Genomic DNA, 25,111 nt, shown 5'->3' with positions numbered 1-25,111 from the left:
GCCAAAACAGAACGTGAGAAGCCCTCCGGCCCGAGTGGGCGGAGGGCTTCTGGCGTATGTGACGTCAGTCGTTGAGCTGGAGCACGACCGTGCCCGCGTACTTCTTGTCCAGCAACGCGATGAACGCGTCGGCCGCGACCTCGACACCGCCCTTGACGACGGTGTGGGCGAAGGAGATCTTGCCCTCGTTCAGCCAGCCCGAGAACGTCTGGTTCCACGCCGCCAGCTGCTCCTCGGTGTCGAAGGTGGCGAACCCGCGGAACGTCAGCTGCTTCGCGATGGCACGCATCAGGGCCAGGCGCGGGTGGTCGCCGTCCGTGCCGCCGATCTGGCCGCTCAGCGCGCCGCACAGGGCGAACCGGGCGCCGGGCTGGGCGTGTTCGACGGCGGCCTCGAACTGGTCGCCGCCGACGTTGTCGAAGCACACGGTGATGCCGTCGGGAGCGAGCTCGCGCAGCCGGTCCAGCACCGGGCCGTCGTGGTAGTCGAACGCCGCGTCGAAGCCGGCCTCGTTCACCAGGAAGTCGACCTTCTCCTTGCTGCCGGTGGAACCGATGACGAGCTTGGCGCCGCGGGCCTTCGCGATCTGGCCCGCCAGCGTGCCGACCGCGCCGGTCGCGCCGGACACGAACACGACGTCACCCTCGCCGGCGCCCGCCATCTCGACGATGCCGCGCCACGCCGTGGGCCCGTTGGCGAGGAAGTACTCCGCGCCGGGCAGCAGCGAACGGTCGAGCTTCTTCACACCGAACTCCGGGCTCACGACCGCCCACTCACGCCAGCCGTTGTAGTGCAGGACGAACGTGCCGACGGGCAGGCTTTCGTTGTTGGACACCACGACCGTGCCGACGGTGGTGCCCCACGGGGTCGCGCCGATCTCGTAGTTGGGGATCGGCAGGCTCGTCTCCTCGTTCATCAGGTCGCGGTACACCGAGCCGAGGAACATCCACTCGTTGCGCACCAGCACCTCGCCGTCGCCGGGAGTCGGCATCGGCACCTCGACCAGCTCGAAGTTCTCCTGGGTCAGCCGGCCCGCCGGACGCGAAACCAGGCGCAGCTCCCGCGACGTCGTCGGAATCGCTTCGGCGCTCATACGGATCTCCTTTTCACAGTGGGGTTCTCACCGTCCCCGAGAACGGCTTTGCGGCCCTTGAGAGGAACCTGAGCCACCTCAAGGCACGCACGAGCGGGGTTGCAGGGAGCACTGGCTGACTAGGGCCATGGCAGACTTCGACGTCATCGTGGTCGGCAGCGGCTCGGCGGGCGGCGTTCTGGCGGCACGGCTGTCGGAGGACCCGTCCCGTCGCGTGCTGCTGCTCGAAGCCGGACCGGACGACCCCGTCGCCGGCCCGACGCACAACTGGATGTACCGGTCGGAGCCGCAGATCGGCGGCGAGCCGCTGAACCTGCCGCGCGGCAGGATCGTCGGCGGTTGTTCCGCGGTCAACGCGTGCATCGCCCTGCGCGGCGCGCCTTCCGACTACGACGCGTGGCCCGGCGACTGGTCGTTCGACATGGCGGTGCCGTACTTCGAGGCCGTGGAGTCGGTGGTGCCAATCCGCAGGCCGGCCGACGACATGACGTCGACCAACCGGGCGTTCATCGACACCGCGGTTTCGCTGGGTCTTGAACGGATCGAGGACCACAACGCGCCGGGTGCGATCGGCGCGGGGCCGTGCCCCTTGAACGAGGTCGGCGGCGTGCGGCAGAGCACCGCGGTCACCTACCTCGCGGCCGCGAGGTCGAGGGAGAACCTGACGATCCGGCCGAACTCGTTGGTGTGCAAGGTGCTCATCCGCGACGGACGCGCGGTCGGCGTGGTGCTGCTCGGTGGTGAGACGGTGTCCGCCTCGACGGTCGTCGTCGCCGCGGGGGCGTACGGTTCGCCCGCCGTGCTGATGCGGTCGGGTGTCGGGCCCGCCACGGCGTTGTCGGCGCTGGGCATCTCCGTGGTCGCGGATCTGCCGGTGGGACAGGGGTTGCAGGACCACCCGCTCGTCACCGTGAAGCTGATGGGCCGCGGACCGGCGCTGTACCAAGCCGTTGCGACGACTTCCTCCGGGTTGCAGTTCCTGCCGGGCGCGCCGTCGCCCGCCGAGACGACCGGTGCCAACCTGATCATCTCGGTGGCGCTGCTCAAGCCCTCCTCACGCGGCCGCGTGTGGCTGCGGTCCGCCGACCCGACGGACGCGCCGCACATCGACCTCGGCCTGCTGCGGTCCTATGAGGACAGAGCGTTGATGAGGTCCGGCGTGCGCGACCTGCTGCGCCTGATCGGCACCAAGCCGTTCGCGGAGGAGATCGACGGCCCACCGCTCAACAGCCCGCCCGCCGACCTGTCCGACGACCAGGCGCTGGACCGGTGGATCTTCGCGAACACCGGCACCTACCACCACGCGGTCGGCACGTGCGCGATGGGTTCCGTCGTGTCGCCGGACGGTCAGGTGCTCGGCGTCGACGGACTGTGGGTCGCCGACGCGTCGGTCATGCCGGAAGTGCCTGCCGCCAACACGAACCTGCCCACCATGATGCTCGCGGAGCGCATCTCCGCGGTACTGATCGAGGAGACGCGCCATGTCGCTTGAGCTGGACGCCGCTGCCCAGGACCTGCTGTTCCGGGAAGCCCGCACCGCCAACACGTTCTCGTCCGAACCGGTGTCCGACGAGACCGTGCAGGCCATCTACGACCTGGTCAAGTACGCGCCGACGTCGATGAACCAGCAGCCGCTGCGCATCGTGCTGATTCGCTCCGACGACGCCCGCGAGCGCCTGGTCAAGACGATGTACGGACCGAACGGCGCCAAGGTCGCCCAAGCGCCACTGGTCGCGATCCTGGCGGCGGACCTCGAGTTCCACGAGCTGATGCCTCGCGTGTTCCCGCACTTCCCCGAGGCCAAGGACATGTTCGCGGACCCGGCGATCCGCGAGGCGTCGGCGATCCAGAACGGCACGATGCAGGCCGCGTACTTCCTGCTCGGCATCCGCGCGGCCGGGCTGTGCGCGGGGCCGATGATCGGGTTCGACGCCGAGGCCGTGAACCGCGAGTTCTTCCCGGACGGCAAGCAGAAGGTGCTGCTGGTGATGAACATCGGCAAGCCGGGGGAGAACGCCTGGTGGCCGCGGTCGCCGCGGTTGGAGTACGACGAGGTCGTGTCCGCCGCCTGATCCGCGCAACGAGAGAGGCCCCCGCTGACTTCAGCGGGGGCCTTCTTGCTACCTGGGCCGCGGAATCGCCACCGACGTGTACGACGTCTCCGGCGTGGCCTCCGTCGTGAACCGACCGTTGATCACGTACAGCAGGTCGTCGTGCAGCGCCAACGAGCTGGGGATGTCGAACCGCGGGTCGCTCACCCGCCGCAGCACCTTGCCGACCGTGCCCTCGTGGTTGAGCCGCACGAGCACGACCTCGTTGCGCACGCCCATCGCCACGTACAGCAGGTCGCCGTCGAGCACCATGCCGTCGCAGTCCATCAGGTCCTCACCGCCGAGGTCGACGCTCGTGGCGCGGCCGGTGGCGGTGTCCACGTGGAACAGTCCGCCGGTGTTGGACTGGTTGACGAGCAACGCCGTGCCGTCCGGGGTGCGGCAGATCCCGTTGGCGTTGAAGCCCTCCTCGAGGTACTCGATGTCTCCGCTGAGCTCGACCCGTTCGACCTGCTCAGGCTCCGGCAGCTCGCCGTTGCCGCCCAGCGGCAGCTTCCACAGCACCGGGATGACCGAGTCGGTGGCCCACGCGGCGGTGGGGGTGAGGGCGAAGTCGTTGACCAGGCCCGCGAGCGGGTAGGACGCCAGCGTGGCGCCGGAGGCCGCGTGGATCACGTGGGCGTCGCCGGCGAAACCGCCCGCGATGAACAGGCGGCCCCTGCGGTCGATCTTCACCCCGGCCGACGCGGTGCCGGGGCCGGGGTGGATCACCTTGCCCTCGCCGGTGATCAGGTCCGCGCGGTAGATGGACCCGTCGGCCAGCGAACCGAAGTACGCGAACGGACCGGGCCCGATCGTCATCGACTCTGGCCGGAATCCGTCCGGCAGCGCGATCGTCGTCATACCGGTCAGAAAACCGCAGCGTGCTCTAGGTTTGCTCGAACACCACGGTGTGGTCGGCGCCCGGTGCGGCGAACTCGAGCAGCCGGCGGCCCTCGGCCTCGACGTCGGCGCCGTCGCGCTTGAGCAGCCGCTGGTAGGGCGCGACGAGCAGGGTGTTCTTCTCCATCTTCCAAGTGCCGCTGATGAACCCGTCCACGGTGAAGCTGCCACGCGTCGAAGAACCGTTGAAGCCGGGGGAGATGATCCTCGTGCGGTTGGCGTGCGACAGAGCGATGTTGTCGAACTCGGGCAAGAACCGGGGCAGCGCAGGGAGGTCCTCGTCCGGCCTCGGCGCGTCCTCGTGGTCGAAGAGCGTGCGGCCGTTCTCGTCGCTGAACCTGCGCAGCGGCAGCCGTTCGACCACCTCGGACAACCTCGTGAGTCCTGACCAGGTCTGCACGTCCTGGACGCTCGCCGGACCGAACGCCCTGAGGTAACGGGAAACCACCTCGGTGATCGACGGTTCCGGCAGGGATTCGGCGCCCAGCCAGGTGTTCAGGGTGGCGTGCGCCCCACGGCCCTGCGCAACGCCCCAGACGCCCCGTGGCGGAATCTGCACCAACGGTACGAGCAGTTGCACCGCATAGGCCAGCGCGGTCGCCTGGTGGCCCGGCCAGCGTTCTTTGAGCAACCTGCCGAGATCCTCGCGGGTGCGCGGCTCTTCTTCGAGCAGTTCCCGACCGCGTTGAGCGAGCTCGTCGACGTCGATGCCCTCGATCTGCTTCCCGTTGTGGCCGGTGAAGTTCGTGCGGTCCAGCACCGGTTTCATCAACGGCCGCAACAGCAGCGCGTCGCGGGCGCTCACCAGGTGGATGGTGCCCCTCATCAGCACGATGCGGACCGTTTCGCGGCTCTCCAGGGTCTGAGAGAGGTCGGCGGGCTGAAAACCGCTGACACGCGACCACAGGCCCACATGAGGCGACAGTGGAACCTGGGACTGCATGCCCACCAGGTGTTCCACGACCTGCAGAGGGGTCTTCTCGGTGCGTTCCAGGAGGAACTGCCGGGCCAGCAGTGCCCGGTTGAGCTCCCGTGCGCTGAGCTTCACTCGACCACGAGCTCCCGCGTCGTCGCGTCCGGGGCGGCGAACCGCAGCACCCCGTCAGCTTCCTTCTCGACCGTCTTCAGATCCTTTTTGGACAACGGCTTGAACAGGGTGAGCGTCAGCGTCGCGGTCTTCTTCTGCTCCTTGAGCTTCCAGATCCCGCGCACGAACCCGTCGACCAGCAGCGTCGCCGCGATGCCCGCGCCCACGCAGACCCTCTTGCGGATGTCGTCGTCCATCACGCGACTGCGGTCGAAGTGCGACACCATCAGGTTGTCGTACTCGGGCAGGAACCTCACGGGCGCCGGCGTGTCGCCGTCCGGCCGCGGCGCGCCCGGCAGGTCGTAGAGCTCCTGGCCGGTGTCCGTGGTGAGGACCTCCAGCTCGTCGCCCATCTCCTTGAACACCTTGGCCATGAACGTGAGCCCGCTGAACGCCTGGAGGTCCTTGACGGTCGCGGGACCGAACGCGGCGAGGTACCTGCGCACCAGCCGTTGAGGATCGGCCTGGGCGGCGAACTTCCCGTCGAGGAACGGTTCCGCGAGCGTCGACGGCACCGAACCGCCCTTGCCCCACGGCGGCACGTGCACCAGAGGCACGAGGTACTGCACGGAATAGGCCAGCGACAACGGATCGCGGCCGGGGAACCTGTCGCTCATCGCCTCACGCAGCTGGACCTGGGTGAGCGCCTTGCCGTTCAGCAGCTTGCGGCCGTGCGCGGCGATCTCGCCGAGGTCCATGCCCTGGGTCTCGCGGCCGAAGAAACCCTTCTGCGCGCGGTCCAGCACCGGCTGGAGCAACGGCCGCAACCACAACAGGTCCGGCGTGGTCACGAGGTGCATGGTGTAGCGCATGAGCGACGACCGCACGATCTGCCGGTCCAGGATGAGCTTCGACAGCTCGTCGCGGTCGAAGCTCTCCAACCGCGCCTGCAAGCCGATGTAGGGCGGGAACGGCAGCTGCGCCTGCAACCCGACGAGCTGCTCGGTGGCTTCGAGCACGCTCATGTCGTGGCGTCGCAGCAGGAGTTGGCGCGCGAGAGTTGCCCGGTTGATCGCGCGGCGGTCGAGCACGGTGGTGGCCTTTCGGGTCAAACGCGTGAATGCGGCCGTCACCGGAGGTTACCGGTGACGACCGCTCTGGTGAGGTGTGCGGATCAGGCCGCGTCGCCTTCGAGGCGGGAGCGGAACCACGACATGAACAGGTGGTCGGTGCCCGCGGTGAGGTCCTGGCCGCCGTCGATCGTGATGATCTGGCCGGTGACCCAGGAGCTGGCGGGGCTCGCGAGCAGCGTGATCCACGGCGTGATGTCCTCGACCGTGCCGGTGCGGCCCAGCGGCATGATGTCCGCCAGCGTCGCGAAGATCGCGTCGGTCTCCTGTTCGTTGAGGCCGTTGGCCGCATAGACCTCGGTGCGCACGCCGGCCGGGGCGACGGCGTTGACCCGGATGCCGAGCGGCGCGAGCTCACGGGCCCACGTCAGCGTGAGGCTGTGCATGCCGGCCTTGCTGGCCGCGTACAGGGCGGCACCGGGCTCGGGGTTGTGGCCCGCGACCGACGAGACGAAGACGATGTTGCCACCCGGCTTGGAAAGGTACTGGTACAGCGCGCCGGTGAGGCGGACCGGGCCGAGCAGGTTGATGTTGAGCAGCTCGTTGCTGGCCTTCTCGTCGAAGTACTCGGCGAGCGTGTTGCGGAAGATCCCGGCGTTGTGCACGAGCACGTCCAGCTTGGCGCCGTTGGTCTCCACGGCGTCGGCGACGGCCTGCGCGCCCTCGGCCGTGGTGACGTCCGCGGCGACCGGGACGATGTTCGGGTGCAGCTCGGCGACCTCGTCCAGCCGCTCCTTGCGGCGGCCGGTGATGATCACACTCGCGGCGCCCAGCTTCGCGAACTCGACGGCCGCGTGCTTGCCGATTCCGGTGCCACCACCGGTGACGACGACTCGCTGGCCTTCAAACGGCTGGTCGGACATGGTCTGAGTTCCTTTCGAAAAGCCACCGGGTGTCGCCTACATCCAGCCAAAACCCTCTGGGATCCCGCTTGAACCGCGCTCAGGCCGCCCAGGACGGCTTCGCGTCGATCTCCACGACCGCGCAGCCCCAGCTGTAACCCGCGCCGACGCCGAACAGCACAACCCGCTGCCCCGGACGGGCCTTGCCGGTGTCGACGAGGTGGCCGAGTCCGGCGAACTGGTCGCCCGCGCCGAGGTGCCCGACCGTGCGGCTCCACTCCCACGTCGTCCGTGCTGGGTCGATGTCGTAGGGCCGCAGGTAGTTCACGTCCAGACGGCGCCTGCCGAAGTGCGGCAGCACCACCCAGTCGGCGTCGCCGAGTTTCATGTCCGCGTCGGCCAGCGCTTCCTCGACCGCGGCCGCCTGACCGGCGTTGGCCCTGTTGATGCCGAAGGAGAGCCCGAACTTCTTGGCGAACGCGTGCTTCGCGGCCTCGAAGTCCACCGGCATGCGGTGCGAGAACGGCGCGAGCCCCATCGGTTCGTCACCGCGGTGCAACGGCTCCAGGTCCGAGTCCGCGTTGATGGCCAAGGAAAGTAGACGCGCGTACCCGCCACGCCGCGACAGCACGACAGCGCTCGCCCCGTCCGCGTAAGGGGTTCCGGGATCGGTGCGCCACCTGTCGATGCCGGGCAGGCAGAACCGGTCGGCTGTGGTCAGCAGTGCGTCCCTGCCAGGGCTCAGGTAGCGCACGGCGAGGTCCAGCGCGGCCATGCCACCGTTGGACATCTGCCTGATCTCCAGCGCCAGGCAGCCGTTGCGGACGGTCTCGCGCTGGATGTAGCTGCCGACCGGCCACAGGTCCTGGCCCTGGTGGTAGGTCGTGGCGTGCAGGATCAGCTCGACGTCCTCGCCGGTGCTGCCCGCCCTCGCCAGTGCCTGCTGGGCCGCGCGAACGCCCATCTCGGCGGCCGACTCGTCGGGGGAGTACGCGACGCTCGTGACGTCCGTGCGCGCCACCAGCTTCGGTTCGCACTCACCGGAGTCGATGGCGTCCTGCACGTTCAGCGTGGCGGGCAGGCGGATCCCGTTGCCCCGCACGTAGATGCCGTCGACGCGCACTCAGACCTCCTTCAGCGCACGGGCGACGCGCACGACCCGTTCGGCCTGCACACGGGCGGACTGCAACGCGACCTCGCCCACGGGCTTGTTGTCCGAGCCGAGCACGTGGGAGGTGCCGTACGGGTTCTCGTTGAGCCCCGGCGGCACGATGATCCCGCCGAAGTGGCACACCATGTTGTAGATCGAGACCAGGGTGGTCTCCATGCCGCCGTGCGTGCTGCCGCCCGACGTGAAAGCGCTGTACACCTTGTGCACCAGCCGGCCCTGGAACCAAACGGGCCCCAGCGTGTCGATGAACTGCTTGAGCTGCGCGGAGATGTTGCCGAACCGGGTGGGCGTCCCGAACAGCACGGCGTCGGCCCACAGGACGTCCTCGACCGAGGCGAGGGGAACGTCCTCGGTCGCGGCGAGGTGATCGGCCCACGCCTGCCGTGATTCCACGGCGGCACGCGGCGCGAGCTCGGCCGCCTTGACGAGCCTGACCTCGGCACCCGCCTTCTCCGCCGTCTCGGCGATCTCGGTGGCGATGCGGTGGATCGTCCCGGTGGACGAGTAGTAGACGACGGTGACGTTGACGCTGCGTTCCATGGCGGGATCCCTTTCGCAAGGCAGGTCCCCACCACCGTTGCCGGTGCACCTCGACGCGGCGTCGAGCGCGGCCTGAACGCCGGGCGATATTGTGTCGGCCGGAGGGGAGCGATGATCAGGGTTCTGCTGGCCGAGGACATGCACATGGTGCGCGGTGCCCTCATCGCGCTGCTCAACCTCGAACCGGACATCGAGGTCGTTGCCGAGGTGAGCTCGGGGGACAAGATCGTGCCCACCGCGCGGCAGCTCATGCCGGACGTCGCGGTGATCGACATCGACCTGCCGATCCTCGACGGCCTCACCGCGGCCGCGAAGATCCGGGAGACGCTGCCGTCGGTCCGCACGCTGATGCTCACGTCCCTCGGCAGGCCCGGCACGCTGCGCAAGGCGCTGGCGGCCCGCGTGGACGGCTTCCTGCTCAAGGACGCCCCACCCGGCCAGCTCGCCGACGCGATCCGTGACGTGGCCGCGGGCAAACGGGTGGTCGACGCCCAGCTCGCGCTCGCCGCGTGGGACAGGGGCGAGTGCCCGCTGACGGACCGCGAGCTGGAGGTGCTGCGGCTGGCCGCGGCCGGGTCGGACGCACCGGAGATCGCGGTCGCGCTGTCGCTGTCGACCGGGACCGTGCGCAACTACATGACGACGATCATCACCAAGCTGAACGGCCGCAACCGGGTCGACGCGATCCGCATCGCCGAGGAAGCCGGCTGGATCTAGCTGGCGCGAAAAGCACGTTCGGGCCGATAGATGGCCCGAACGTGCTTTTCGCGCCAAAGAAATTGCTAGAGCGGGATCTCCGCGTGCAGCCGGAACGTCCGCTCCGACGTCGGCCCGGCGTCGAGGCTGCCCCCGAGCGCGCACACGCGGGTGGTCAGGTTCCCGATGCCGCTGCCGCTGCGCGAGTCCCGGTCCGACGAGGGCACGCCGTCGTTGATGATGTCCATCGTCACCAGCTGCGGTGAGCTGCACAGCACGATCTCGCAGCGTTCCGCCTTGCTGTGCCGCAGCAGGTTCGTCACGCCCTCCCGCAGCACCGTGGCGAGCGTCACCCGCACGTCGGTGGGCAGCTCGGTGCACTCGTCGATCCGCATAGTCACGTCGATGTCGGCTGCGGACAGCAACGCCTGCGCGGACTGGGTCTCCTCGTTCAGCGACAGTTCGCGGTAGCTCGACGCCACCGACCGCACGTCCGCGAGCGCCTGCCGGGAGATGTCGAGGACCTCGGTGAGCTCCTGACGTGCGCGTTCGGGGTCGGTCGTGACCAGCCGGTGGGTGAGCTCGCTCTTCAGCGTGATCGCGGACAGGCTGTAGCCGAGCAGGTCGTGCAGGTCGCGCGCGAACCGCAGCCGTTCCTGCGTCACCGCCGCTGTCGCCAGCTCCTCCCGCGCCTCGTGCAGCTCGATGACCATCGACCTCAGTCGCGTCAACGCGTAGAGCACCAGGCCGTGGTTCATCGTGGCCATCACGCCGTACGCGATGTCGTTCGTGGGAAAGCCGAACGCCGCCTGGATGATGCCCTGCCCTGCGACGACGGCCACGAACCCCGCCCACCCGAACCACCGCGGCAGGATCAGCGCCGCGGAACCGGCGAGGAAGCCCGGCACGCCGCCGAGGTTGGGGTTGTGGAACACGAACTGCGGCACGTAGACGCAGACGGCCAGTCCTGCCAGTGCCGCGTAGCCGAGCGCGGGGTTCGTCCGCACCCGCGGGTGGCTCACGACACCCAGCACCAGCAGGGCGATCAGAGCGCTGCTCACGGCTGAGGAGGCGAACGCGGCTGATCCGATCGGGACGCTGTACGTGGCGAGCGCCGTCGCCATCACGCCGTACCCGATCACCACCGCGGTCAGCAGCACCTGCGCGAACCGCGTCGGGATCGACGGGCCGATCAGGCGGGGACGGCTGGCGGGCTGCTCGGGTGCCGGATCGGCCGGCACTTCGGCGCGCAGCTGGTAGGTGCCGTCCGGGGACGCCTTCGCGAGCAGCGATCCGCCGATGGCGCTGGTGCGCGTGGCGAGGTTCGTCAGGCCGCTGCCGTGGTCCGCGCTCACCTCGGCTGGGCTGCCGTCGTTGACGATGTCGATCGACACCGTCCTGCCCTTGCCGTTGACGGTGATCGAGCAGCGGGTGGCGTTGCTGTGCCGCAGCAGGTTCGTCACGCCCTCGCGCAGCACGGTCGCCAGGACGGTCCGGGAGCGCGGCGAGAGTTCGGCGTGGTCCGCCTCGATCGTCGCCTCCACGCCCGCCGCGGTGAGCACCGACCGCGCCGAGTTGATCTCGTCGGTCAGCGACAGCTCGCGATAGCTCGACGCGACCGCACGAACGTCCGTCAACGCGTCACGCGCGATGCCGAGGATCTCCGTCAGCTCGCGCACGGCGCGGTCGGTGTGGTCGCCGATCAGCTTGCGGGCGAGCTCCACCTTGAGCGTGATCGCGGACAGGCTGAACCCGAGCAGGTCGTGCACGTCGCGAGCGAACCGCAACCGCTCCTGCGACACCGCTAGGTCGGCGAGCTCCGACCGGGCGGTCTCCAGCTGGTAGACCTGCGACGGCAGCCGCGACAGGCCGTAGACGACCAGGCCCGCGACCAGAGTCGCCGCCGTGGAGTAGGCCAGCACGCCGAGCGAGATGCCGGGAGTGAACTTGGTCGCGGCGTTGGCCACCGCCACCCCGACGAACACGAACCACCGCACGCGGCCGGGCAGCACCAGCAGTGCGCTGCCCGCGAGGAAACCGGGCATGCCGCCCCACGCGTAGCCGAAGAACGGCACCGGCGCGAACACCAGCAACGCCATCGCGCCCAGCGCCAGATACGCCTTGCCGGACCTCAAGTTCGCGCTCGGCCGGGAGAACACCCGCAGCTGCAGGAACCCGATCGAGAGCAGACAGGCCAGCGCGCCCACGATCCGCGCGGGCGTCGCGCCGGCCTGCAGGACGAAGATCAAGGCGTTGCCGAGGTAGTTGGCGAACACCACGGTGATGACGATGTACGCCAAGCGACGGGACACGGATGAGCGTTCCTGTCGCAGTGTCACAGCAGCAGCTCCCACGCGAGGGTCGGGACGCGGCCATGATACGGGCGCTTCCTGGGAAGTCTCGTGTTTTGCGATCCTCGTTCGGAGCAACATGACGACGTCTCAACACCTCGCGACGACGAGCTGCGCACCGGCGAGATACGCGACGACGTCCGCGACCAGCGTGCTGCTGACCTGCAACGACTCCGCGATCTGCGCGATGGTGGCCTCGCCGTCGAGCAACATCTTGGCGATCTCCGTCGCGGGCGCGCTGTGCAGGATCGCCTGGTACTGCCGGCCAGGGCACGTCAGCGCCTGGTCGCCGTTCAACCGCTCGATCTCGGCGCCCGGCCGCATGGAGACGATCTCGTCGTCCTCGACGTGCGGCAACGTGAACACGGCGTCACCGGTCACCGCCACGACCGACAGGATCGGCCCGGCGCCGTCGTCGAGGCCGAGCGACGGCACGACGCAGCCGCCCAGCTGGTCGAGCGTGTTCTTGAGCCTGCGCCAGACGAGGCACGGCCCGCTGCCGGTCTTCCAGCGCACGAAGTTCTCGTGCAGCGCGGAGATGTTCTCGAGCGCGACCGGGCCGAGGCTCATGCGGTGCAACGCCTCCCGCACGATCGGGCTCGGGTCGGAGAGCTTGATCGCGCCCCACCTGCCGTGCACGGTCAGGTGCTCGGCGCCCTCGTCGATGAAGGCGTCCTCGAGCAACGACCACAGCGGGCGTCCCGTGGGGATGTGCGACTGGGTGGGCACCACGGCGCCTCCGCTCCGGGCAGGTGGGGTCACATGAACAACGGGATCGGGTTGAGCTCCTCGTACCGGCGGGGCCGGTCCAGGCGCCCCAGTTGTACCGGGACGTCGTAGAGGCGCCCTTGAGCGAACCTCGACCAGAAGTGCCGCAGTCCCGGCACGACCACGCGGACCACGGGAAGACCGATGTCGGGCCTGGTCTGGTCGAGCACCAGCAGCTCCAGCCCGCGGGCCTCCAGCGCGTTCTGGATCGCGCGGATGTCGTCGGAGAGGTCGCGCCGGTGCCGGTAGCCGTGGTGGAACACGTTGCGCGACGGCTCGGCGGGGTCGGGGACCAGCCACGGCTGCTCGTCGAGGCGGGTGTGCTCGAACCAGTTCCGCGTGTCGACGTCGAGAGCGTCCAACCGGACCTGCCCGCAGACCATCGGCATGCACTGGTTCAGCTCGGTGAGCGCCCTGCGTGCGGCGATCCGCGGGTCCAGGTGCGCACCGCAGCCCAGCATGATGTCGTCACGAGGTCCGTTGGTGCGACGGGAAAGGGCCACCATCACCGGCACGCCGAGGTCGGCGGTCACGTCGAGCAGCCACAGCTCGCGGCCGAGGCCCGCGTGCACCTCGCGGCACTCGTCGATCCACGCGTCGTGGAACGAGTCGAGGTCCACACCCGGCACCGGTGTGCGGTTGTACCACCAGATGGCGACCGAGTCGCGTTCGATCAGCTCCAGAAGTCCTTGCAGCAGCGCGTCTTCCAGGCTGCTGCCGGCGGCGCAGCCGTTCGAGTCCGACGTGACGCTCGGCGGGCAGGGGGCGCCGAAGTAGAGCATGCCGGTCGGCAGGAACTTGTGGCGTCGTTCGGTGAGCGACCACAGCGGGCTCCAGTCCATCACCTCGTTCTCGTCGAACGGGGTGGTGACGTGCTGGAACGCCGAGTGGGCCGCGTTCCACGCCTCGCGCCCGGCGAACTGGCGCGGGTGGTACTGCTGCACGGTGCCGGGGTGGATCGCGACGTCGCCGAGCGAGGCGTAGCTGGCGCTCACCCTGGCCTCTTCGCCGAACCACGTGCCGCTGCGTCGTTCCACGGCCTCGCAGAGCGCGCCGACCTGGGCGTCGAGCGGCGTCACGCCCTTGCCTCCGGTGTCGGCCCGCAGCGACGAGCGGAGCCCTTCGACGCCCTCGCCCGCGGCGGCGACGTTCGAGCCGGACATGAACGAGTTGAAGAACGCGGGCCCGCACTCGTTGCGGCGGATCTCCCTCACCACACCGGTGACAGGCCCGATGAGGTGCCGGTACGTGTCGAGCACCTCCTGAGGGGACGACGACCGGTGGCCGCCGCCCTCGCAGGACCGCTTCACCCGGCTCGTGAGCTCGACGGGCTCGAACGCCCTGCGCGCCACGACTCCCGGGTCTCCGCAGCCGGAGCACTGTGGGCGGTGCCGCACCTCGTGCTGCGTGACCTTCATGGTCAGGCTGTCGTAGTTCCAGATCGACCGTTGCGCCTCGTGCCGGATTCCGGCGAGCCACTTCGTCGCCTCGACCGACGCGATGTCGAGCGCCGTCGCCTGCAACGACGGCAGGCCGATCACCGGGCGCGGCGCGGGACCACGTTGTCCGCACCGCGCCCGCACGTGGGCCTCCGCCTTGCGGTTCGCGGAGAGCCGGGTGGCGAGGCACCGCCAGCAGGGGCCGTCGCCGGGGGTGAAGAACGGGCCCACGCACACCTGCGCGCCGACCGGCTTGACCAGCAACCACGGGGTGCCGGCCGCCCGGTGGTCCGCGTCGATGTCGCGGAGCTCGGGCGCCAGGTAGTCCGCGCACGCCACGACCGTGAGGTCACCACTCCCCGAGGTGACCGTCAGTCCGTTGCGGTGCAGGGCTTCCACGAGCGCGTCGCGATCGATGCCACCGATCGCGACCACGGAGACGAGCGACGCCGTTGTCGCCGCCACCGCGTCCGACGGGTCGACCCCCGCCGCGTCCCAGTACGCGAGCGAGGCCTCCGCCGCGGGCGAGCAGTCCTCCGCGCCTCGGCTGCCGATCAGCCCCGCCGCGGCGAGCCTGGTGAGCATGCTCCGCACCTTGTCGGCGGTCAGGCCGGTGGGGGCGTCGCGCAGCAGTGCGGCCAGGTCGCGGGTGCCGTCGAGCAACGGCGCCAGCGACTCGACGTGGCTGCCCGCGATCGCCGTGACCCCGGACTCCCCGAACAGGTAGACGGCCTCACCTCGCACGATCTGCGGCCGGAGGTGCCGTTTGAACCCGATGCGTTGCTCGCCCAGGTCGTGTCTCATGCCGCGAGGACCTCTTCTTGGACCTTGAAGCGGTCACCGGGCGAGGTCCAGCCGCAGCTGGGGACGATCCACGTCGTCCAGTCCATCGTGGCTTCACGGTCGAACTCGTAGATCTTCATGTCGTCGGAGTCGTCGGCGGCGACCGAAGCAAGGTGCTCCACGGTGACGGTGGGGTACATGCGCATCTCCGATGTTTGCGGTTCGATTGACGTGGGTAATCGTGCCGACCAGCGGTAATGGACCGGTAGTTACCGGCTAATGCGCCCCGGTATGAAGTTCTCATACCCGCACCGGGGAGAACTCACCTGACATCGATGGCTGACGCACTAACGCCCTCCCGACCGGCGGATCACACTGATCCAATGGTTCGAGCAGAAGGAGGGACGGCGATGCAGATCAAGGTCCTGGGGCCGGTCGAGGCCAAGGTGAACGGTCGCTCGGTGACGCCGACAGCGGCCAAGCCGAGGCAGATCCTGGCGCTGCTCGCCCTGCACTCCGGCTCGGTGGTGTCCGTGCCGACCCTGGTCGAGGAGCTGTGGGACGACCGCCCGCCGCGCAGCGCGCGCACCACGTTGCAGACCTACATCCTGCAGCTGCGCCGGTTGATCGGCGACGCGCTGGCCACGTCCGAGAACGGCGCCAAGGAGGTGCTCGTCACCCGGTACGGCGGCTACCTGCTCGACGTGCCGGAGGAGGCCGTCGACGTGCACGAGTTCGAGCGCCTCGCCCGTGCCGGCCAGAACGCCTACGACGCCGACGACTTCGCGGCCGCGTCCCGGCTGCTGCGGTCGGCGCTCGAGATGTGGCGCGGGCCCGCGGTCGTGGACGTCCGTCCCGGCATGCCGCTGGGCGTCGAGGTGGTGCGCCTGGAGGAGGCACGGCTCGGCGTGCTGGAGACGCGCATCGAGGCGGACATGCGGCTGGGCAAGCACAAGGCGTTGCTGAGCGAGCTCGCCGTGCTGACCGTGCAGCACCCGATGAACGAGCACCTGTGTGCGCAGTACATGATCTCGTTGTTCCGTGCGGGACGGCAGTGGCAGGCGCTGGACGCGTTCAGGGCGTTGCGGCGCACGCTCGTCGACGAGCTCGGCGTCGAGCCGTCGGCACGCCTGCAGCAGCTGCAGCACGCGATCGTCACGTCGGATCCGCGGCTCGACCGCGCGGAAGCCCGTCAACTGCAAGGACTTCTGGCCTGATCCAGACTCCAGCGGCCCCCGCCACACTGTGGTGCGGGGCCGTTTTTCGTTGTGCCCCAACGACTTCGTTCGAGGAAACCTCCACTGGACTACCAGTGCGCCCTGGCAACCTCGCTGTGTGGGCGAGCGGAAACGCCCAGGTGAGGAAAGGAAGAAGCCGTGAGCGCACTGACCATCGAGGGTCTCAAGGAGATTCTCAACGAGGCCGCCGGCGAGGACGACTCGTTCAAGGCCGGCCAGGACATTCTCGACACTCCGTTCCTCGAGCTGGGCTTCGACTCGCTGGCCCTGCTGGAGACGGTGGCGCTGATCAAGCGCCGGTACGGCGTCGGTGTCGGCGACGACGAGCTCGCGGACATCGAGACCCCGCGCGAACTGCTGGCCAAGGTCAACGGAGACCTCGCGGCCTGACCGCCGGCGAGCCGAGAACGGAGACACGGGGACATGACGCACACCACCACGCACACGGTCATGATCGGTGCCCCCGCCAAGGTGGTGTACGACCTGATCGCGGACGTGACGCGCTGGCCGTACACCTTCGGGCCCACGGTGCACGCCGAGGTGTTCGAGACCGACGGGTCGACCGAGCGGCTGCGGCTGCACGCCTTCGCCAACGGTGACGTGCGCACGTGGACGTCTCGCCGTGAGCTGGACTCGGCGAACCTGCACGTCAAGTTCGAGCAGGAGCGTTCGGCGGCGCCGGTGAAGTCGATGGGAGGGGAGTGGCGGATCGTGCCGATCGCCGACTCGGCGACGCGCGTCGACCTCCTGCACCACTTCACCACCGCGCAGCCGGAAGCGGTCGAGCTGGTCCTGAAGGCCGTGAACAACAACAGCGACGCCGAGCTCGCGGCGCTCAAGCGCGCCGCCGAGCTCGGCGACGACTACGACAAGTACGTGCTGTCGTTCTCCGACAGCATCACGATCCACGCGACCCGCAAGGACGTGTACGAGTTCCTGTACCGGTCGGACCTGTGGCCGCAGCGGCTGCCGCACGTCGCCCGGCTCGACCTCACCGAGGCCGTGACGGGGGTGCAGTCCATGGAGATGGACACGCGCAGCCCGGACGGCTCGATCCACACGACGCACTCGGTGCGGGTCTGCACTCCGCACGACACGATCGTCTACAAGCAGACCAGGACGCCGCCGATCATGGCGGCGCACGTCGGCCGGTGGACGTTGCGGGACATCGGTGACGGCATCGAGGCGGGCGTCGAGGCGACCTCGCACCACACCGTCGTCATCCGTCCCGAGGTCGTCACCGAGGTGCTCGGCCCGGACGGGACGATCGAGCGCGCCAGGGAACTGATCCGCCACGCGTTGGGCACGAACAGCCTCACGACGTTGCGGCACGCCAAGGAGTTCGCCGAGAACGGCTGATGGTCCGGGGGGTGATGGGCGATGGCGTTGGCCGGCGTGGACCTGCTGACCGCCGCGGCCCGTGCCGCGGGTCGCAACGGGCTGTACGTGGTCTCCATGTACCTGGAGAAGGCCGCGGTCGAGCACCAGCGCAAGGGATGTCCCTCCGAGGTGGCGCCCTGTGCTTACGAGATCGAGGCCTCCCGCGTACTGCTGTCGGGGTTTTGATGAAGCTGTACGACATCTCGCTGCGCCGCACCAGCCTGTCCATTTCGGACAGACTGGTCGCGGCGCGGCGCCTCGACGCGCTCGGCGTCGCGTTCGTCGACGGAGGCCGGCCAGGCCGGTGGTTCTACCACCGTGCCGCTCTGGAACTCCGGTTGCGCGCCGCCACCCTCGTCGCGTCCGGCGGTGCCGAGGACCTCACCTCACTGCTCGCCGCGGAGACCTCAGCGGTGACGTTGGTTGTTCAAGGGCACGGCATCCCGGTGGTCCGGGAGGCCGTGCGTCAACTCGTGCGCGCCGGACGGCGAGTGATCGTCGAGGCGCGGGACTTCTTCGACGGCTGGCTGGTCGACCCCGAACACGCTTTGGAGGTCGTGCTGACGGTCGCGGAGGCGGGGGCGGAAACCGTGTTGCTGCACGACACAGCGGGCGGGCTGTGGCCCGACCAGATCGGCGAGATCGTCGAGGTGGTTGCGGAAACCGGTGTGCCTCTTGGTTTTGGTTGTCACGACGGCTCCTCGGCGAAGCAGTTGTTCGCCGCGGATGCGGGGGCTGGACTCGTACAGGGGTTCTACGCCGTCGTTCGAGGTGGCCTCGATCGGGCCGTTTCACCATCGGTTCAACCGGCAGAAACAGGTGTCGCTCCCGTGCCCTGTCCGAGATTGGAGCAGACCGTGTCCGCACAGAAGGCGATTGGAGGTGTCCGATGAGTCGTCGCGCCGTCATCACCGGGGTGGGCGTGGTCGCACCTGGTGGCATCGGAACGAAGGCGTATTGGAAACTGCTGTCCGAAGGGCGTACGGCGACTCGCATCATCACGCACTTCGACGCGTCTCCGTACCGTTCGCGCATGGCTGGTGAAGCGGACTTCGACCCAGTGCGCGAAGGCCTGACGCCGCAGGAGATCCGGCGGCTCGACCGCGCGGCGCAGTTCGCCGTCGTGGCCGGTCGTGAGGCTCTGGCCGACTCGGGCATCGAGTTCGACCAGCTCGACCCCGGCCGCATCGGTGTCTCGCTGGGCACCGCGGTCGGCTGCACGACCTCGCTGGAGCGCGAGTTCATCGTCGGCTCCGACCGGGGCAAGTACTGGGAGGTCGACCAGTCCTACGCCGTCCCGCACCTCTACGACTACTTCACGCCGTCCTCGATGGCGACGGAGCTGGCGTGGACGGTCGGCGCGGAAGGCCCGGTCTCCGTGGTCTCCACGGGCTGCACCTCCGGTCTCGACTCGGTGGGCTACGCCGCCGAGCTGATCATGGAGGGCAGCGCGGACGTCGTCGTCACCGGCGGCACCGAGGCCCCGCTCTCCCCGATCACCGTGGTGTGCTTCGACGTCATCCGCGCGTCCAGCACCCGCAACGACGATCCGACGACGGCCTGCCGCCCGTTCGACAAGACCCGCGACGGTCTGGTCCTCGGCGAGGGGTGCGCGATCATCGTGCTCGAGGAGCTGGAGCACGCCCGCGCCCGCGGTGCGCACATCTACGGTGAGGTCGCCGGCTTCGCCTCGCGGTGCAACGCCTACCACATGACGGGCCTGCACCCCGAGGGCATCGAGATGTCGGACGCCATCAACATCGCGTTGAAGCAGGCGCGTTCGGACGCCACGGACGTCGGCTACATCAACGCGCACGGGTCGGGCACCAAGCAGAACGACCTGCACGAGACGGCGGCGTTCAAGCGTTCGTTGGGCGCGCACGCCTACAAGACGCCGGTGTCGGGCTTCAAGTCCATGATCGGGCACTCGCTCGGCGCGATCGGGTCGCTCGAGATCGTCGGCTCGCTGCTGGCGTTCGAGGAGGGCCTCATCCCGCCGACGGCGAACCTGCACGAGCCGGACCCCGAGTGCGACCTGGACTACGTGCCGCTGGTCGCGCGCGAGGCGAAGGTGAACACGGTGCTGACCGTGGGCAGTGGTTTCGGTGGATTCCAGAGCGCCATGGTGCTCAAGAAGGTGGAAGGGGCAGGCCGGTGACTCGGGCGGTGGTGACGGGAATCGGCATCGCGTCGCCGAACGGGCTGGGGCCGACCGCGTACTGGCGGGCGACCCTGCACGGTGAGGCGGCGATCAAGCCGATCACCCGGTTCGACAGTGCCAACTACTGGGCGAAGATCGCCGGTGAGGTGCCGGGCTTCGAGGCAGGCCGGCACCTGCAGGGCCGGCTGCTGCCGCAGACGGACCACATGACGCGGTTGACGCTGGTGGGCACGGACTGGGCGTTGCGCGGCGCGGGTGTGCAGCCGAACGACATCCCGGACACCGACATCGCGGTGATCACCGCGGCGACGGCGGGCGGGTACGAGTTCGGCCAGCGGGAGCTGCAGAAGCTGTGGCACCAGGGCCCCGAGTACGTCTCGGCGTACCAGTCGTTCGCGTGGTTCTACGCGGTCAACACCGGCCAGATCTCGATCCGCCACGGCACGCGCGGTCCGGGTGCGGTGGTGGTGTCCGAGCAGGCCGGTGGCATCGACTCCATCGGGCACGCCCGCCGTCAGCTGCGCAAGGGCGTCAAGCTCGCGCTGACCGGCGGCATGGACTCGTCGCTGTGCCCGTGGGCGTGGGTGGCGCACCAGGCGTCGGGTTCGTTGTCCCGCAACAACAACCCGCGTCGCGCCTACCTGCCGTTCGACCGCGACGCCTCCGGGTACGTCTGCGGTGAGGGCGGCGCGATCATGGTGCTGGAGACGCCGGAGTCGGCGGCCGAGCGTCCCGGCACCCGCGTCTACGGCGAGATCGTCGGGTACGCCTCGACGTTCGACTCGCGGATGCCCTCGCGGGAGCCGGGCCTGAAGCGGGCGGCCGAGCTGGCGTTGCGCGACGCCGGCATGGACGCCTCGGAGATCGACGTCGTGTTCGCCGACGCGGCGGGGATTCCCGAGCTCGACAAGGCGGAGGCCGAGGCGATCAAGGGCATCTTCGGGCCGTTCGGCGTGCCGGTGACGGCCCCGAAGACCATGACGGGCCGCCTGTTCGCCGGTGGCGGGTCCCTGGACGTGGCGTCGGCGATCCTCTCCATCTACTGGAGCGCGATCCCGCCGACCGTCAACGTCGAGAACCCCGTGCCGGAGTACGAGATCGACCTCGTGATGAACGAGGCGCGGCACGGCAAGGTCAAGGCCGCTCTGGTGCTCGGGCGCGGCAAGGGCGGCTTCAACTCCGCCATGGTGGTTCGCGAGTACAGGTGATGTCACCCGCACAGGGGTCGTGAGGTCTTCCTCGCGGCCCCTGTCGCTTTATGGAGGCTTCTTGTGGACGTAGCACTGATGTTTCCCGGGCAGGGGTCGCAGTACCCGCGGATGGCGGCGTCCCTGTACGGCACGGACGCCGTGTTCACCTCGGTGATCGACGAGGTGTTCGAGCTGTTCGGCGAAATCGGCTCGGTCGCCTGTGACGACTGGTTGTCCGGAGCCGACGTCGACCACGTGTCCCGCGCGCAGCCGTTGTTGTTCGCGGTCGACTACGCGTTGGGACGCATGGTTCTGTCGTGGGGCGTGAAGCCCGTCGCGTTGATCGGGCACTCCGCCGGTGAGGTCGTCGCGGCGACGCTGGCAGGCGTCTTCTCGTTGGAGGAAGCCGTTTCGCTGGTGCGGGACCGGGTGGTGTCGGCAGTGTCGATCCCGTCCGGAGGGATGCTGGCGGTGGCGGCGTCCGAGGCGGAGCTGATGCCGTACCTGGAAGGCGATGTGGCGATCGCGGCGGTGAACTCCGCCCGGCAGACCATGTTGGCGGGGCCGGACGAACCGCTGGCTGCGGTTCGCGCGCGGTTGGAGGCGGACGAGTTCGTCGTGGTGACCGTGCCCGCGACCACGCCGTTCCACAGCCCGGCGATGCAGCCCGCCGTGGACGAGGCGCTGGCGGCGTGGAACGTCTCGCCCTCTGCCCCTCGGATGCCCGTCTACTCCGGTTACACGGGCACGTTGATGACCCCGGAGGACGCGCTGTCGCCGCGGTTCTGGACTCGTCAGCTGACCGACGCCGTCTACTTCGGACCGGCGTTGAACGACCTGCTGGCGATGTACGACGTGCTGCTGGTGGAGGCGGGGCCGGGCCAGACGCTGACGTCGTTCGCGCGTCGCACGAAGGCCGTGCGGCACGGCGCTTCGCAGGTGCTGCCGTTGCTGGACGCATCCGATTCCGTTGAGGCGGCTCGGGCTCGGCTGGTCTAGGACGTATAAAAGGGCCGCCCTCTTTTTGGAGGGCGGCCCTTTGGCGGCTTCTAGTCGATGCCGCGGACGATGTGGTCTTCGTTCTCCGGTGGCGATATTTCGTTGTTGTCCATGGCTTTCACGGTAGGTTTGGTGATTCAGCTCTCACTTGAGAGCTAGTCGTCGAGGAGGGCGACGGCCCTGGTCCACCCGGCGCCGGCGCCCTTGATCTTCACGGGGAACGCGACGACGGTGAAACCGAAGTCCGGCAACGCGTCCAGGTTGCTGAGGCGTTCGATCTGGCAGTACTCGCGGTCGCGGCCGGCGAAGTGCGCGGGCCACAGCACGCTCTCGTCCTTGGTCGTGAGGTACCGCTTGACGATGTCGGGGAACGGCGCGTCGAGGCTGAACGCGTCAGTGCCGATCACCTTGACTCCGAGGTCCAGCAACAGGTTCGTCGCCGGGCCGTCGAGGCCGGTGTAGTCGGTGAAGTACGTCTGGGTGCCCGCGTGCTCGGCGGCGCCGGTGTCGAGAATGACGACGTCCATGGGCTTCGGCGTGTAGCCGATGCGGGCGAACTCCTTTTCGAGGACGTCCGGGCCGATGGCGCCGGTGCCGTGGCCGCGCACGTCGAGCTTCACGCCGGGGTTGTGGAACCACTCCAGCGGCATCTCGTCGATGTGGCGCGGGATCCCGTTGCCGTACGTGGTCTTGGAGCCGTAGTGGCTCGGGGCGTCCACGTGCGTGCCGGTGTGGGAGGTGAGGCTGATCCGGTCCAGCGTGAGGAACTCCGAGTCCCGCAGCACGGACACGTCGAACTCGATGCCCAGCCGTGCCTTGAGCTGCTCGGCCATGTGTTCGGCACCCTGGGCGGCCGTGAGCACCTCGTGCGTCACCGGGTCCGCTTCGTACGCGGATGCGTCAATGTGGGAAGACAGATCGATGATGCGCATGGTGCTGAGCCTGGCGGGCGTTCCTTGAGCACGTCTCAAGACGCGGTGTGCATGGTTTTGGGGAGCTGACACCGTTTCTGGAGGGGCCATGATCACGTTCGTCAACCGCTTCACGCTCACCGGTGACTCCGAGGAGTTCGAGAAGGCCTTCGACGAGACGGCGGCGTTCCTGCGGGCGCAGCCGGGCCTGATCAAGTACACGCTGTCGCGCCAGCTCGACGACCCGGCCTCGTACGTCAACATCGCGTTGTGGGAGAGCGCCGACGCTCTGCGTGCCGCGTTGGCGCACCCGGACTTCGGCAACCACGCCAAGGCGATGCGCGGTCTGGCCGAGTCGTCCGGCGCGATCTTCGCTCCGCGTCTGTCCTTTGAAGCCTGATGGCTCCTCTGGAGGGTCTTCTCGTCGTCGAGTTCGGTGGCATCGGGCCCGGTCCGCACGGAGCGATGCTGCTCGCGGACCTCGGCGCGGAGGTCGTGCGCGTCGAGCGTCTGTCCGGCGGGCTGTCCGTGGTGCCGGACGCCTCGCGTGACTTCCTGTTGCGCGGCAGGCGTTCGGTGTCGGCGGACCTGAAGTCCGCCGACGGCCGGGCCTCGGTGCTGTCGCTGATCTCGTCCGCCGACGTGGTGATCGAGGGCTTCCGCCCCGGTGTGCTGGAACGGCTCGGTCTCGGCCCGTCCGACTGCCTGGCTGTCAATCCCGGCCTGATCTACGCGCGAATGACCGGGTGGGGGCAGTCCGGGCCGTTGGCTCAGCGCGCGGGTCACGACATCAACTACCTGTCGGTGACCGGTGTGCTGCACGCGATCGGCAAGCCGCCGCTGAACCTCGTCGGCGACTTCGGCGGTGGGTCGCTGTACCTGGTGCTGGGGGTGCTGGCGGCGTTGTGGGAACGGCAGCGCACCGGCCGTGGCCAGGTCGTCGACGCGGCGATCGTCGACGGTGTGGCGTCGCTGGCGCAGATGATCTGGTCGATGAAGGCGCAATCGGTGTGGGAGGACGCGCCGGACGCGAACCTGCTCGACGGCGGGTGCCCGTTCTACGCGATCTACGAGTGCCTTGACGGTCGCTCGGTGGCTGTCGGGTCGCTGGAGCCGCAGTTCTACGCGTTGCTGGTGGCCGGCCTGGGGCTCTCCGACCTGCCGGACCAGATGGACCGCGCTTCGTGGCCGTTGCTGCGCAAGATGTTCGCGGAGGCGTTCCTGAGCCGGACGCGCGACGAGTGGGCGGAGGTGTTCGGTGACACCGACGCCTGCGTGACCCCGGTGCTGACGCTGGAAGAAGCCGTTTCGCACCCGCATCTCGTGGCGCGCGGCGTCTTCACGTCGGACGGTGCCGCCGCCCCCGCCCCGCGGTTCGGGTAGCTGTCTCAACTGGGCCGGACATCGTTCGCACGACTAAGTTCTTCGTCGTGGAACTGCGCATCTTCACCGAGCCCCAGCAGGGGGCGAGCTACGACGACCTGCTCCGCGTGGCCCGGACCGCGGAGGACGCCGGCTACGGCGCCTTCTTCCGCTCCGACCACTACCTCAAGATGGGATCGGTCGACGGACTTCCCGGCCCGACGGACCCGTGGATCACGTTCGCGGGCCTCGCCCGCGACACGACGACGATCCGCCTGGGCACGCTGATGACGGCCGCGACGTTCCGGTACCCCGGCCCGCTCGCCATCAGCGTCGCGCAGGTCGACCAGATGTCCGGCGGCCGGGTCGAGTTCGGCATCGGCGCGGGCTGGTACGAGGCCGAGCACACCGCGTACGGGATCCCGTTCCCGACGCTGGGCGCCCGGTTCGAGCGCTACGAGGAGCAGCTCGCGATCATCACCGGCCTGTGGGAGACCCCGGTCGGCGGCACGTTCTCGTTCGAGGGCAAGCACTACTCGCTGACCGACTCACCCGCTCTGCCCAAGCCCGCGCAGGACCGCGTTCCGGTGCTGATCGGCGGCATGGGCGCGCGTCGGACCCCGGCGCTGGCCGCGACCTACGCCACCGAGTTCAACCTGCCGTTCGTCGGCCTCGACGCCGCCGTCGAGCAGTACGCCCGCGTCGATGCCGCCTGCGCCGAGATGGGCCGCGACCCTCGCGAGATCACCCGCTCGGTCGCTTTGGTCGCGTGCGTCGGCCGCACCGACGCCGACGTCGCCCGCCGCGCCGCCGTGATCGGCCGCGAGGTCGACGAGCTCAAGCAGAACGGCCTGTGCGGCAGCCCCGCCGAAATCGTCGACCGCATCGGCGCCTGGCGTGACGCGACCGGCGTTCAGCGCGTCTACCTGCAGATCCTCGACCTGGCCGACCTCGACCACATCACCGAGATCGCCTCGGACGTAGCACCCCAGCTCTGATATATCGCCACCTCAGACACACCGCCTGCCCTTGCAACG

26 protein-coding genes are annotated in these 25,111 nt (G+C 69.1%); 14 read left to right on the top strand and 12 right to left on the bottom strand.

Annotated features, from left to right (window positions below):
• Positions 1–64: 64 nt before the first annotated feature.
• Positions 65–1,093 carry a zinc-binding dehydrogenase gene (locus tag ACFOWZ_RS22945; protein WP_382375648.1) on the bottom strand — a complete coding sequence of 343 codons (1,029 nt, stop codon included), beginning with the start codon at positions 1,091–1,093 and terminating at the stop codon, positions 65–67.
• 127 nt (positions 1,094–1,220) lie between these two features.
• Here ACFOWZ_RS22945 and ACFOWZ_RS22940 point away from each other — a divergent pair, with 127 nt between their 5' ends.
• The gene (locus ACFOWZ_RS22940; RefSeq protein WP_382375646.1) at positions 1,221–2,585 is read left to right on the top strand and encodes a GMC family oxidoreductase; all 1,365 of its coding nucleotides are present in this window, start codon (positions 1,221–1,223) and stop codon (positions 2,583–2,585) included.
• The gene (locus ACFOWZ_RS22935; protein ID WP_030465071.1) at positions 2,575–3,165 is read left to right on the top strand and encodes a malonic semialdehyde reductase; all 591 of its coding nucleotides are present in this window, start codon (positions 2,575–2,577) and stop codon (positions 3,163–3,165) included. Before ACFOWZ_RS22940 ends, ACFOWZ_RS22935 begins: the two co-directional genes overlap by 11 nt.
• Positions 3,166–3,213: 48 nt before the next feature.
• Here the strand turns inward: ACFOWZ_RS22935 and ACFOWZ_RS22930 are convergent, their stop codons facing one another.
• From ACFOWZ_RS22930 to wrbA, 6 genes are all read right to left on the bottom strand, one after another.
• Positions 3,214–4,047: an SMP-30/gluconolactonase/LRE family protein gene (locus ACFOWZ_RS22930; protein WP_382375643.1), complete on the bottom strand. Its 834-nt coding sequence runs from the start codon at positions 4,045–4,047 to the stop codon at positions 3,214–3,216.
• Between the two features lie 25 nt (positions 4,048–4,072).
• Complete coding sequence (locus tag ACFOWZ_RS22925) at positions 4,073–5,134, bottom strand: winged helix DNA-binding domain-containing protein (protein WP_382375641.1); 1,062 nt, start codon at positions 5,132–5,134, stop codon at positions 4,073–4,075.
• Positions 5,131–6,225, bottom strand: a complete 1,095-nt coding sequence (locus ACFOWZ_RS22920) for a winged helix DNA-binding domain-containing protein (RefSeq protein ID WP_382375639.1) — start codon at positions 6,223–6,225, stop codon at positions 5,131–5,133. The genes ACFOWZ_RS22925 and ACFOWZ_RS22920 overlap by 4 nt, the downstream gene beginning before the upstream one ends.
• A gap of 62 nt (positions 6,226–6,287) precedes the next feature.
• Positions 6,288–7,106 (bottom strand): SDR family NAD(P)-dependent oxidoreductase, encoded by an 819-nt coding sequence (locus ACFOWZ_RS22915; RefSeq protein WP_382375637.1) that lies wholly within the window; start codon positions 7,104–7,106, stop codon positions 6,288–6,290.
• 79 nt (positions 7,107–7,185) lie between these two features.
• Positions 7,186–8,208 carry a ketoacyl-ACP synthase III family protein gene (locus ACFOWZ_RS22910; protein WP_382375635.1) on the bottom strand — a complete coding sequence of 341 codons (1,023 nt, stop codon included), beginning with the start codon at positions 8,206–8,208 and terminating at the stop codon, positions 7,186–7,188.
• Positions 8,209–8,796, bottom strand: coding sequence for an NAD(P)H:quinone oxidoreductase (gene wrbA / locus ACFOWZ_RS22905; protein WP_382375633.1), 588 nt, complete (start codon positions 8,794–8,796; stop codon positions 8,209–8,211).
• A 111-nt stretch (positions 8,797–8,907) separates the two neighbouring features.
• On the opposite strand from wrbA, the gene ACFOWZ_RS22900 reads away from it, so the two are divergent.
• Positions 8,908–9,513 carry a response regulator transcription factor gene (locus tag ACFOWZ_RS22900; protein WP_382375631.1) on the top strand — a complete coding sequence of 202 codons (606 nt, stop codon included), beginning with the start codon at positions 8,908–8,910 and terminating at the stop codon, positions 9,511–9,513.
• 65 nt (positions 9,514–9,578) lie between these two features.
• On the opposite strand, the gene ACFOWZ_RS22895 is transcribed toward ACFOWZ_RS22900, so the two are convergent.
• The 4 genes from ACFOWZ_RS22895 to ACFOWZ_RS22880 all read right to left on the bottom strand — a co-directional run bounded on the left by ACFOWZ_RS22895 (position 9,579) and on the right by ACFOWZ_RS22880 (position 15,033).
• Positions 9,579–11,804, bottom strand: coding sequence for a sensor histidine kinase (locus ACFOWZ_RS22895; RefSeq protein WP_382375629.1), 2,226 nt, complete (start codon positions 11,802–11,804; stop codon positions 9,579–9,581).
• 129 nt (positions 11,805–11,933) lie between these two features.
• Positions 11,934–12,575, bottom strand: a complete 642-nt coding sequence (locus ACFOWZ_RS22890; protein WP_382375627.1) for a hypothetical protein — start codon at positions 12,573–12,575, stop codon at positions 11,934–11,936.
• 26 nt (positions 12,576–12,601) lie between these two features.
• Positions 12,602–14,854 carry a TOMM precursor leader peptide-binding protein gene (locus ACFOWZ_RS22885; protein ID WP_382375625.1) on the bottom strand — a complete coding sequence of 751 codons (2,253 nt, stop codon included), beginning with the start codon at positions 14,852–14,854 and terminating at the stop codon, positions 12,602–12,604.
• The gene (locus tag ACFOWZ_RS22880; RefSeq protein ID WP_382375623.1) at positions 14,851–15,033 is read right to left on the bottom strand and encodes a hypothetical protein; all 183 of its coding nucleotides are present in this window, start codon (positions 15,031–15,033) and stop codon (positions 14,851–14,853) included. Before ACFOWZ_RS22880 ends, ACFOWZ_RS22885 begins: the two co-directional genes overlap by 4 nt.
• A gap of 210 nt (positions 15,034–15,243) precedes the next feature.
• Between ACFOWZ_RS22880 and ACFOWZ_RS22875 the strand changes: the two genes are divergently transcribed.
• The 8 genes from ACFOWZ_RS22875 (at position 15,244) to ACFOWZ_RS22840 (ending at position 21,801) form a co-directional block, all read left to right on the top strand.
• Positions 15,244–16,050, top strand: coding sequence for an AfsR/SARP family transcriptional regulator (locus tag ACFOWZ_RS22875; protein ID WP_382375621.1), 807 nt, complete (start codon positions 15,244–15,246; stop codon positions 16,048–16,050).
• Positions 16,051–16,209: 159 nt separating this feature from the next.
• Positions 16,210–16,461 (top strand): acyl carrier protein, encoded by a 252-nt coding sequence (locus ACFOWZ_RS22870; protein WP_030465059.1) that lies wholly within the window; start codon positions 16,210–16,212, stop codon positions 16,459–16,461.
• A 33-nt stretch (positions 16,462–16,494) separates the two neighbouring features.
• The gene (locus ACFOWZ_RS22865) at positions 16,495–17,430 is read left to right on the top strand and encodes an aromatase/cyclase (RefSeq protein ID WP_030465058.1); all 936 of its coding nucleotides are present in this window, start codon (positions 16,495–16,497) and stop codon (positions 17,428–17,430) included.
• A 21-nt stretch (positions 17,431–17,451) separates the two neighbouring features.
• The gene (locus tag ACFOWZ_RS22860; RefSeq protein WP_167969143.1) at positions 17,452–17,637 is read left to right on the top strand and encodes a hypothetical protein; all 186 of its coding nucleotides are present in this window, start codon (positions 17,452–17,454) and stop codon (positions 17,635–17,637) included.
• Complete coding sequence (locus ACFOWZ_RS22855; RefSeq protein ID WP_382375618.1) at positions 17,637–18,344, top strand: hypothetical protein; 708 nt, start codon at positions 17,637–17,639, stop codon at positions 18,342–18,344. Before ACFOWZ_RS22860 ends, ACFOWZ_RS22855 begins: the two co-directional genes overlap by 1 nt.
• Positions 18,341–19,609: a beta-ketoacyl-[acyl-carrier-protein] synthase family protein gene (locus tag ACFOWZ_RS22850; protein WP_030465055.1), complete on the top strand. Its 1,269-nt coding sequence runs from the start codon at positions 18,341–18,343 to the stop codon at positions 19,607–19,609. The genes ACFOWZ_RS22855 and ACFOWZ_RS22850 overlap by 4 nt, the downstream gene beginning before the upstream one ends.
• Positions 19,606–20,820 carry a ketosynthase chain-length factor gene (locus ACFOWZ_RS22845; protein WP_030465054.1) on the top strand — a complete coding sequence of 405 codons (1,215 nt, stop codon included), beginning with the start codon at positions 19,606–19,608 and terminating at the stop codon, positions 20,818–20,820. Before ACFOWZ_RS22850 ends, ACFOWZ_RS22845 begins: the two co-directional genes overlap by 4 nt.
• Positions 20,821–20,883: 63 nt before the next feature.
• The gene (locus ACFOWZ_RS22840) at positions 20,884–21,801 is read left to right on the top strand and encodes an acyltransferase domain-containing protein (protein ID WP_382375615.1); all 918 of its coding nucleotides are present in this window, start codon (positions 20,884–20,886) and stop codon (positions 21,799–21,801) included.
• Positions 21,802–21,956: 155 nt separating this feature from the next.
• On the opposite strand, the gene ACFOWZ_RS22835 is transcribed toward ACFOWZ_RS22840, so the two are convergent.
• The gene (locus ACFOWZ_RS22835; RefSeq protein WP_382375613.1) at positions 21,957–22,733 is read right to left on the bottom strand and encodes a cyclase family protein; all 777 of its coding nucleotides are present in this window, start codon (positions 22,731–22,733) and stop codon (positions 21,957–21,959) included.
• Positions 22,734–22,821: 88 nt separating this feature from the next.
• Here ACFOWZ_RS22835 and ACFOWZ_RS22830 point away from each other — a divergent pair, with 88 nt between their 5' ends.
• From ACFOWZ_RS22830 to ACFOWZ_RS22820, 3 genes are read left to right on the top strand one after another with little or no spacing between them, the layout of a single operon-like run.
• Positions 22,822–23,112 (top strand): antibiotic biosynthesis monooxygenase family protein, encoded by a 291-nt coding sequence (locus tag ACFOWZ_RS22830; protein ID WP_382375611.1) that lies wholly within the window; start codon positions 22,822–22,824, stop codon positions 23,110–23,112.
• Positions 23,109–24,095, top strand: a complete 987-nt coding sequence (locus ACFOWZ_RS22825) for a CaiB/BaiF CoA transferase family protein (protein WP_382375850.1) — start codon at positions 23,109–23,111, stop codon at positions 24,093–24,095. The genes ACFOWZ_RS22830 and ACFOWZ_RS22825 overlap by 4 nt, the downstream gene beginning before the upstream one ends.
• A 47-nt stretch (positions 24,096–24,142) precedes the next feature.
• Complete coding sequence (locus ACFOWZ_RS22820; RefSeq protein WP_382375609.1) at positions 24,143–25,072, top strand: LLM class F420-dependent oxidoreductase; 930 nt, start codon at positions 24,143–24,145, stop codon at positions 25,070–25,072.
• The last annotated feature ends 39 nt before the right edge of the window (positions 25,073–25,111 follow it).

Origin of the sequence: Lentzea rhizosphaerae (assembly GCF_042649515.1) — a bacterium.
Lineage (GTDB): Bacteria > Actinomycetota > Actinomycetes > Mycobacteriales > Pseudonocardiaceae > Lentzea > Lentzea aerocolonigenes.
This window is presented reverse-complemented; position numbering and strand designations above follow the sequence as displayed.

What these genes read in the sequence shown, in the direction of transcription:
- ACFOWZ_RS22850 (WP_030465055.1), top strand. Translation starts at nt 18,341, where the DNA reads ATGAGTCGTCGCGCCGTCATCACCGGGGTGGGCGTGGTCGCACCTGGT.
- ACFOWZ_RS22875 (WP_382375621.1), top strand. Translation starts at nt 15,244, where the DNA reads ATGCAGATCAAGGTCCTGGGGCCGGTCGAGGCCAAGGTGAACGGTCGC.
- ACFOWZ_RS22885 (WP_382375625.1), bottom strand. Translation starts at nt 14,854, where the DNA reads ATGAGACACGACCTGGGCGAGCAACGCATCGGGTTCAAACGGCACCTC.
- ACFOWZ_RS22930 (WP_382375643.1), bottom strand. Translation starts at nt 4,047, where the DNA reads ATGACGACGATCGCGCTGCCGGACGGATTCCGGCCAGAGTCGATGACG.
- ACFOWZ_RS22945 (WP_382375648.1), bottom strand. Translation starts at nt 1,093, where the DNA reads ATGAGCGCCGAAGCGATTCCGACGACGTCGCGGGAGCTGCGCCTGGTT.
- ACFOWZ_RS22900 (WP_382375631.1), top strand. Translation starts at nt 8,908, where the DNA reads ATGATCAGGGTTCTGCTGGCCGAGGACATGCACATGGTGCGCGGTGCC.
- ACFOWZ_RS22830 (WP_382375611.1), top strand. Translation starts at nt 22,822, where the DNA reads ATGATCACGTTCGTCAACCGCTTCACGCTCACCGGTGACTCCGAGGAG.
- ACFOWZ_RS22940 (WP_382375646.1), top strand. Translation starts at nt 1,221, where the DNA reads ATGGCAGACTTCGACGTCATCGTGGTCGGCAGCGGCTCGGCGGGCGGC.
- ACFOWZ_RS22865 (WP_030465058.1), top strand. Translation starts at nt 16,495, where the DNA reads ATGACGCACACCACCACGCACACGGTCATGATCGGTGCCCCCGCCAAG.
- ACFOWZ_RS22915 (WP_382375637.1), bottom strand. Translation starts at nt 7,106, where the DNA reads ATGTCCGACCAGCCGTTTGAAGGCCAGCGAGTCGTCGTCACCGGTGGT.
- ACFOWZ_RS22880 (WP_382375623.1), bottom strand. Translation starts at nt 15,033, where the DNA reads ATGTACCCCACCGTCACCGTGGAGCACCTTGCTTCGGTCGCCGCCGAC.
- ACFOWZ_RS22855 (WP_382375618.1), top strand. Translation starts at nt 17,637, where the DNA reads ATGAAGCTGTACGACATCTCGCTGCGCCGCACCAGCCTGTCCATTTCG.
- ACFOWZ_RS22935 (WP_030465071.1), top strand. Translation starts at nt 2,575, where the DNA reads ATGTCGCTTGAGCTGGACGCCGCTGCCCAGGACCTGCTGTTCCGGGAA.
- ACFOWZ_RS22835 (WP_382375613.1), bottom strand. Translation starts at nt 22,733, where the DNA reads ATGCGCATCATCGATCTGTCTTCCCACATTGACGCATCCGCGTACGAA.
- wrbA (WP_382375633.1), bottom strand. Translation starts at nt 8,796, where the DNA reads ATGGAACGCAGCGTCAACGTCACCGTCGTCTACTACTCGTCCACCGGG.
- ACFOWZ_RS22860 (WP_167969143.1), top strand. Translation starts at nt 17,452, where the DNA reads ATGGCGTTGGCCGGCGTGGACCTGCTGACCGCCGCGGCCCGTGCCGCG.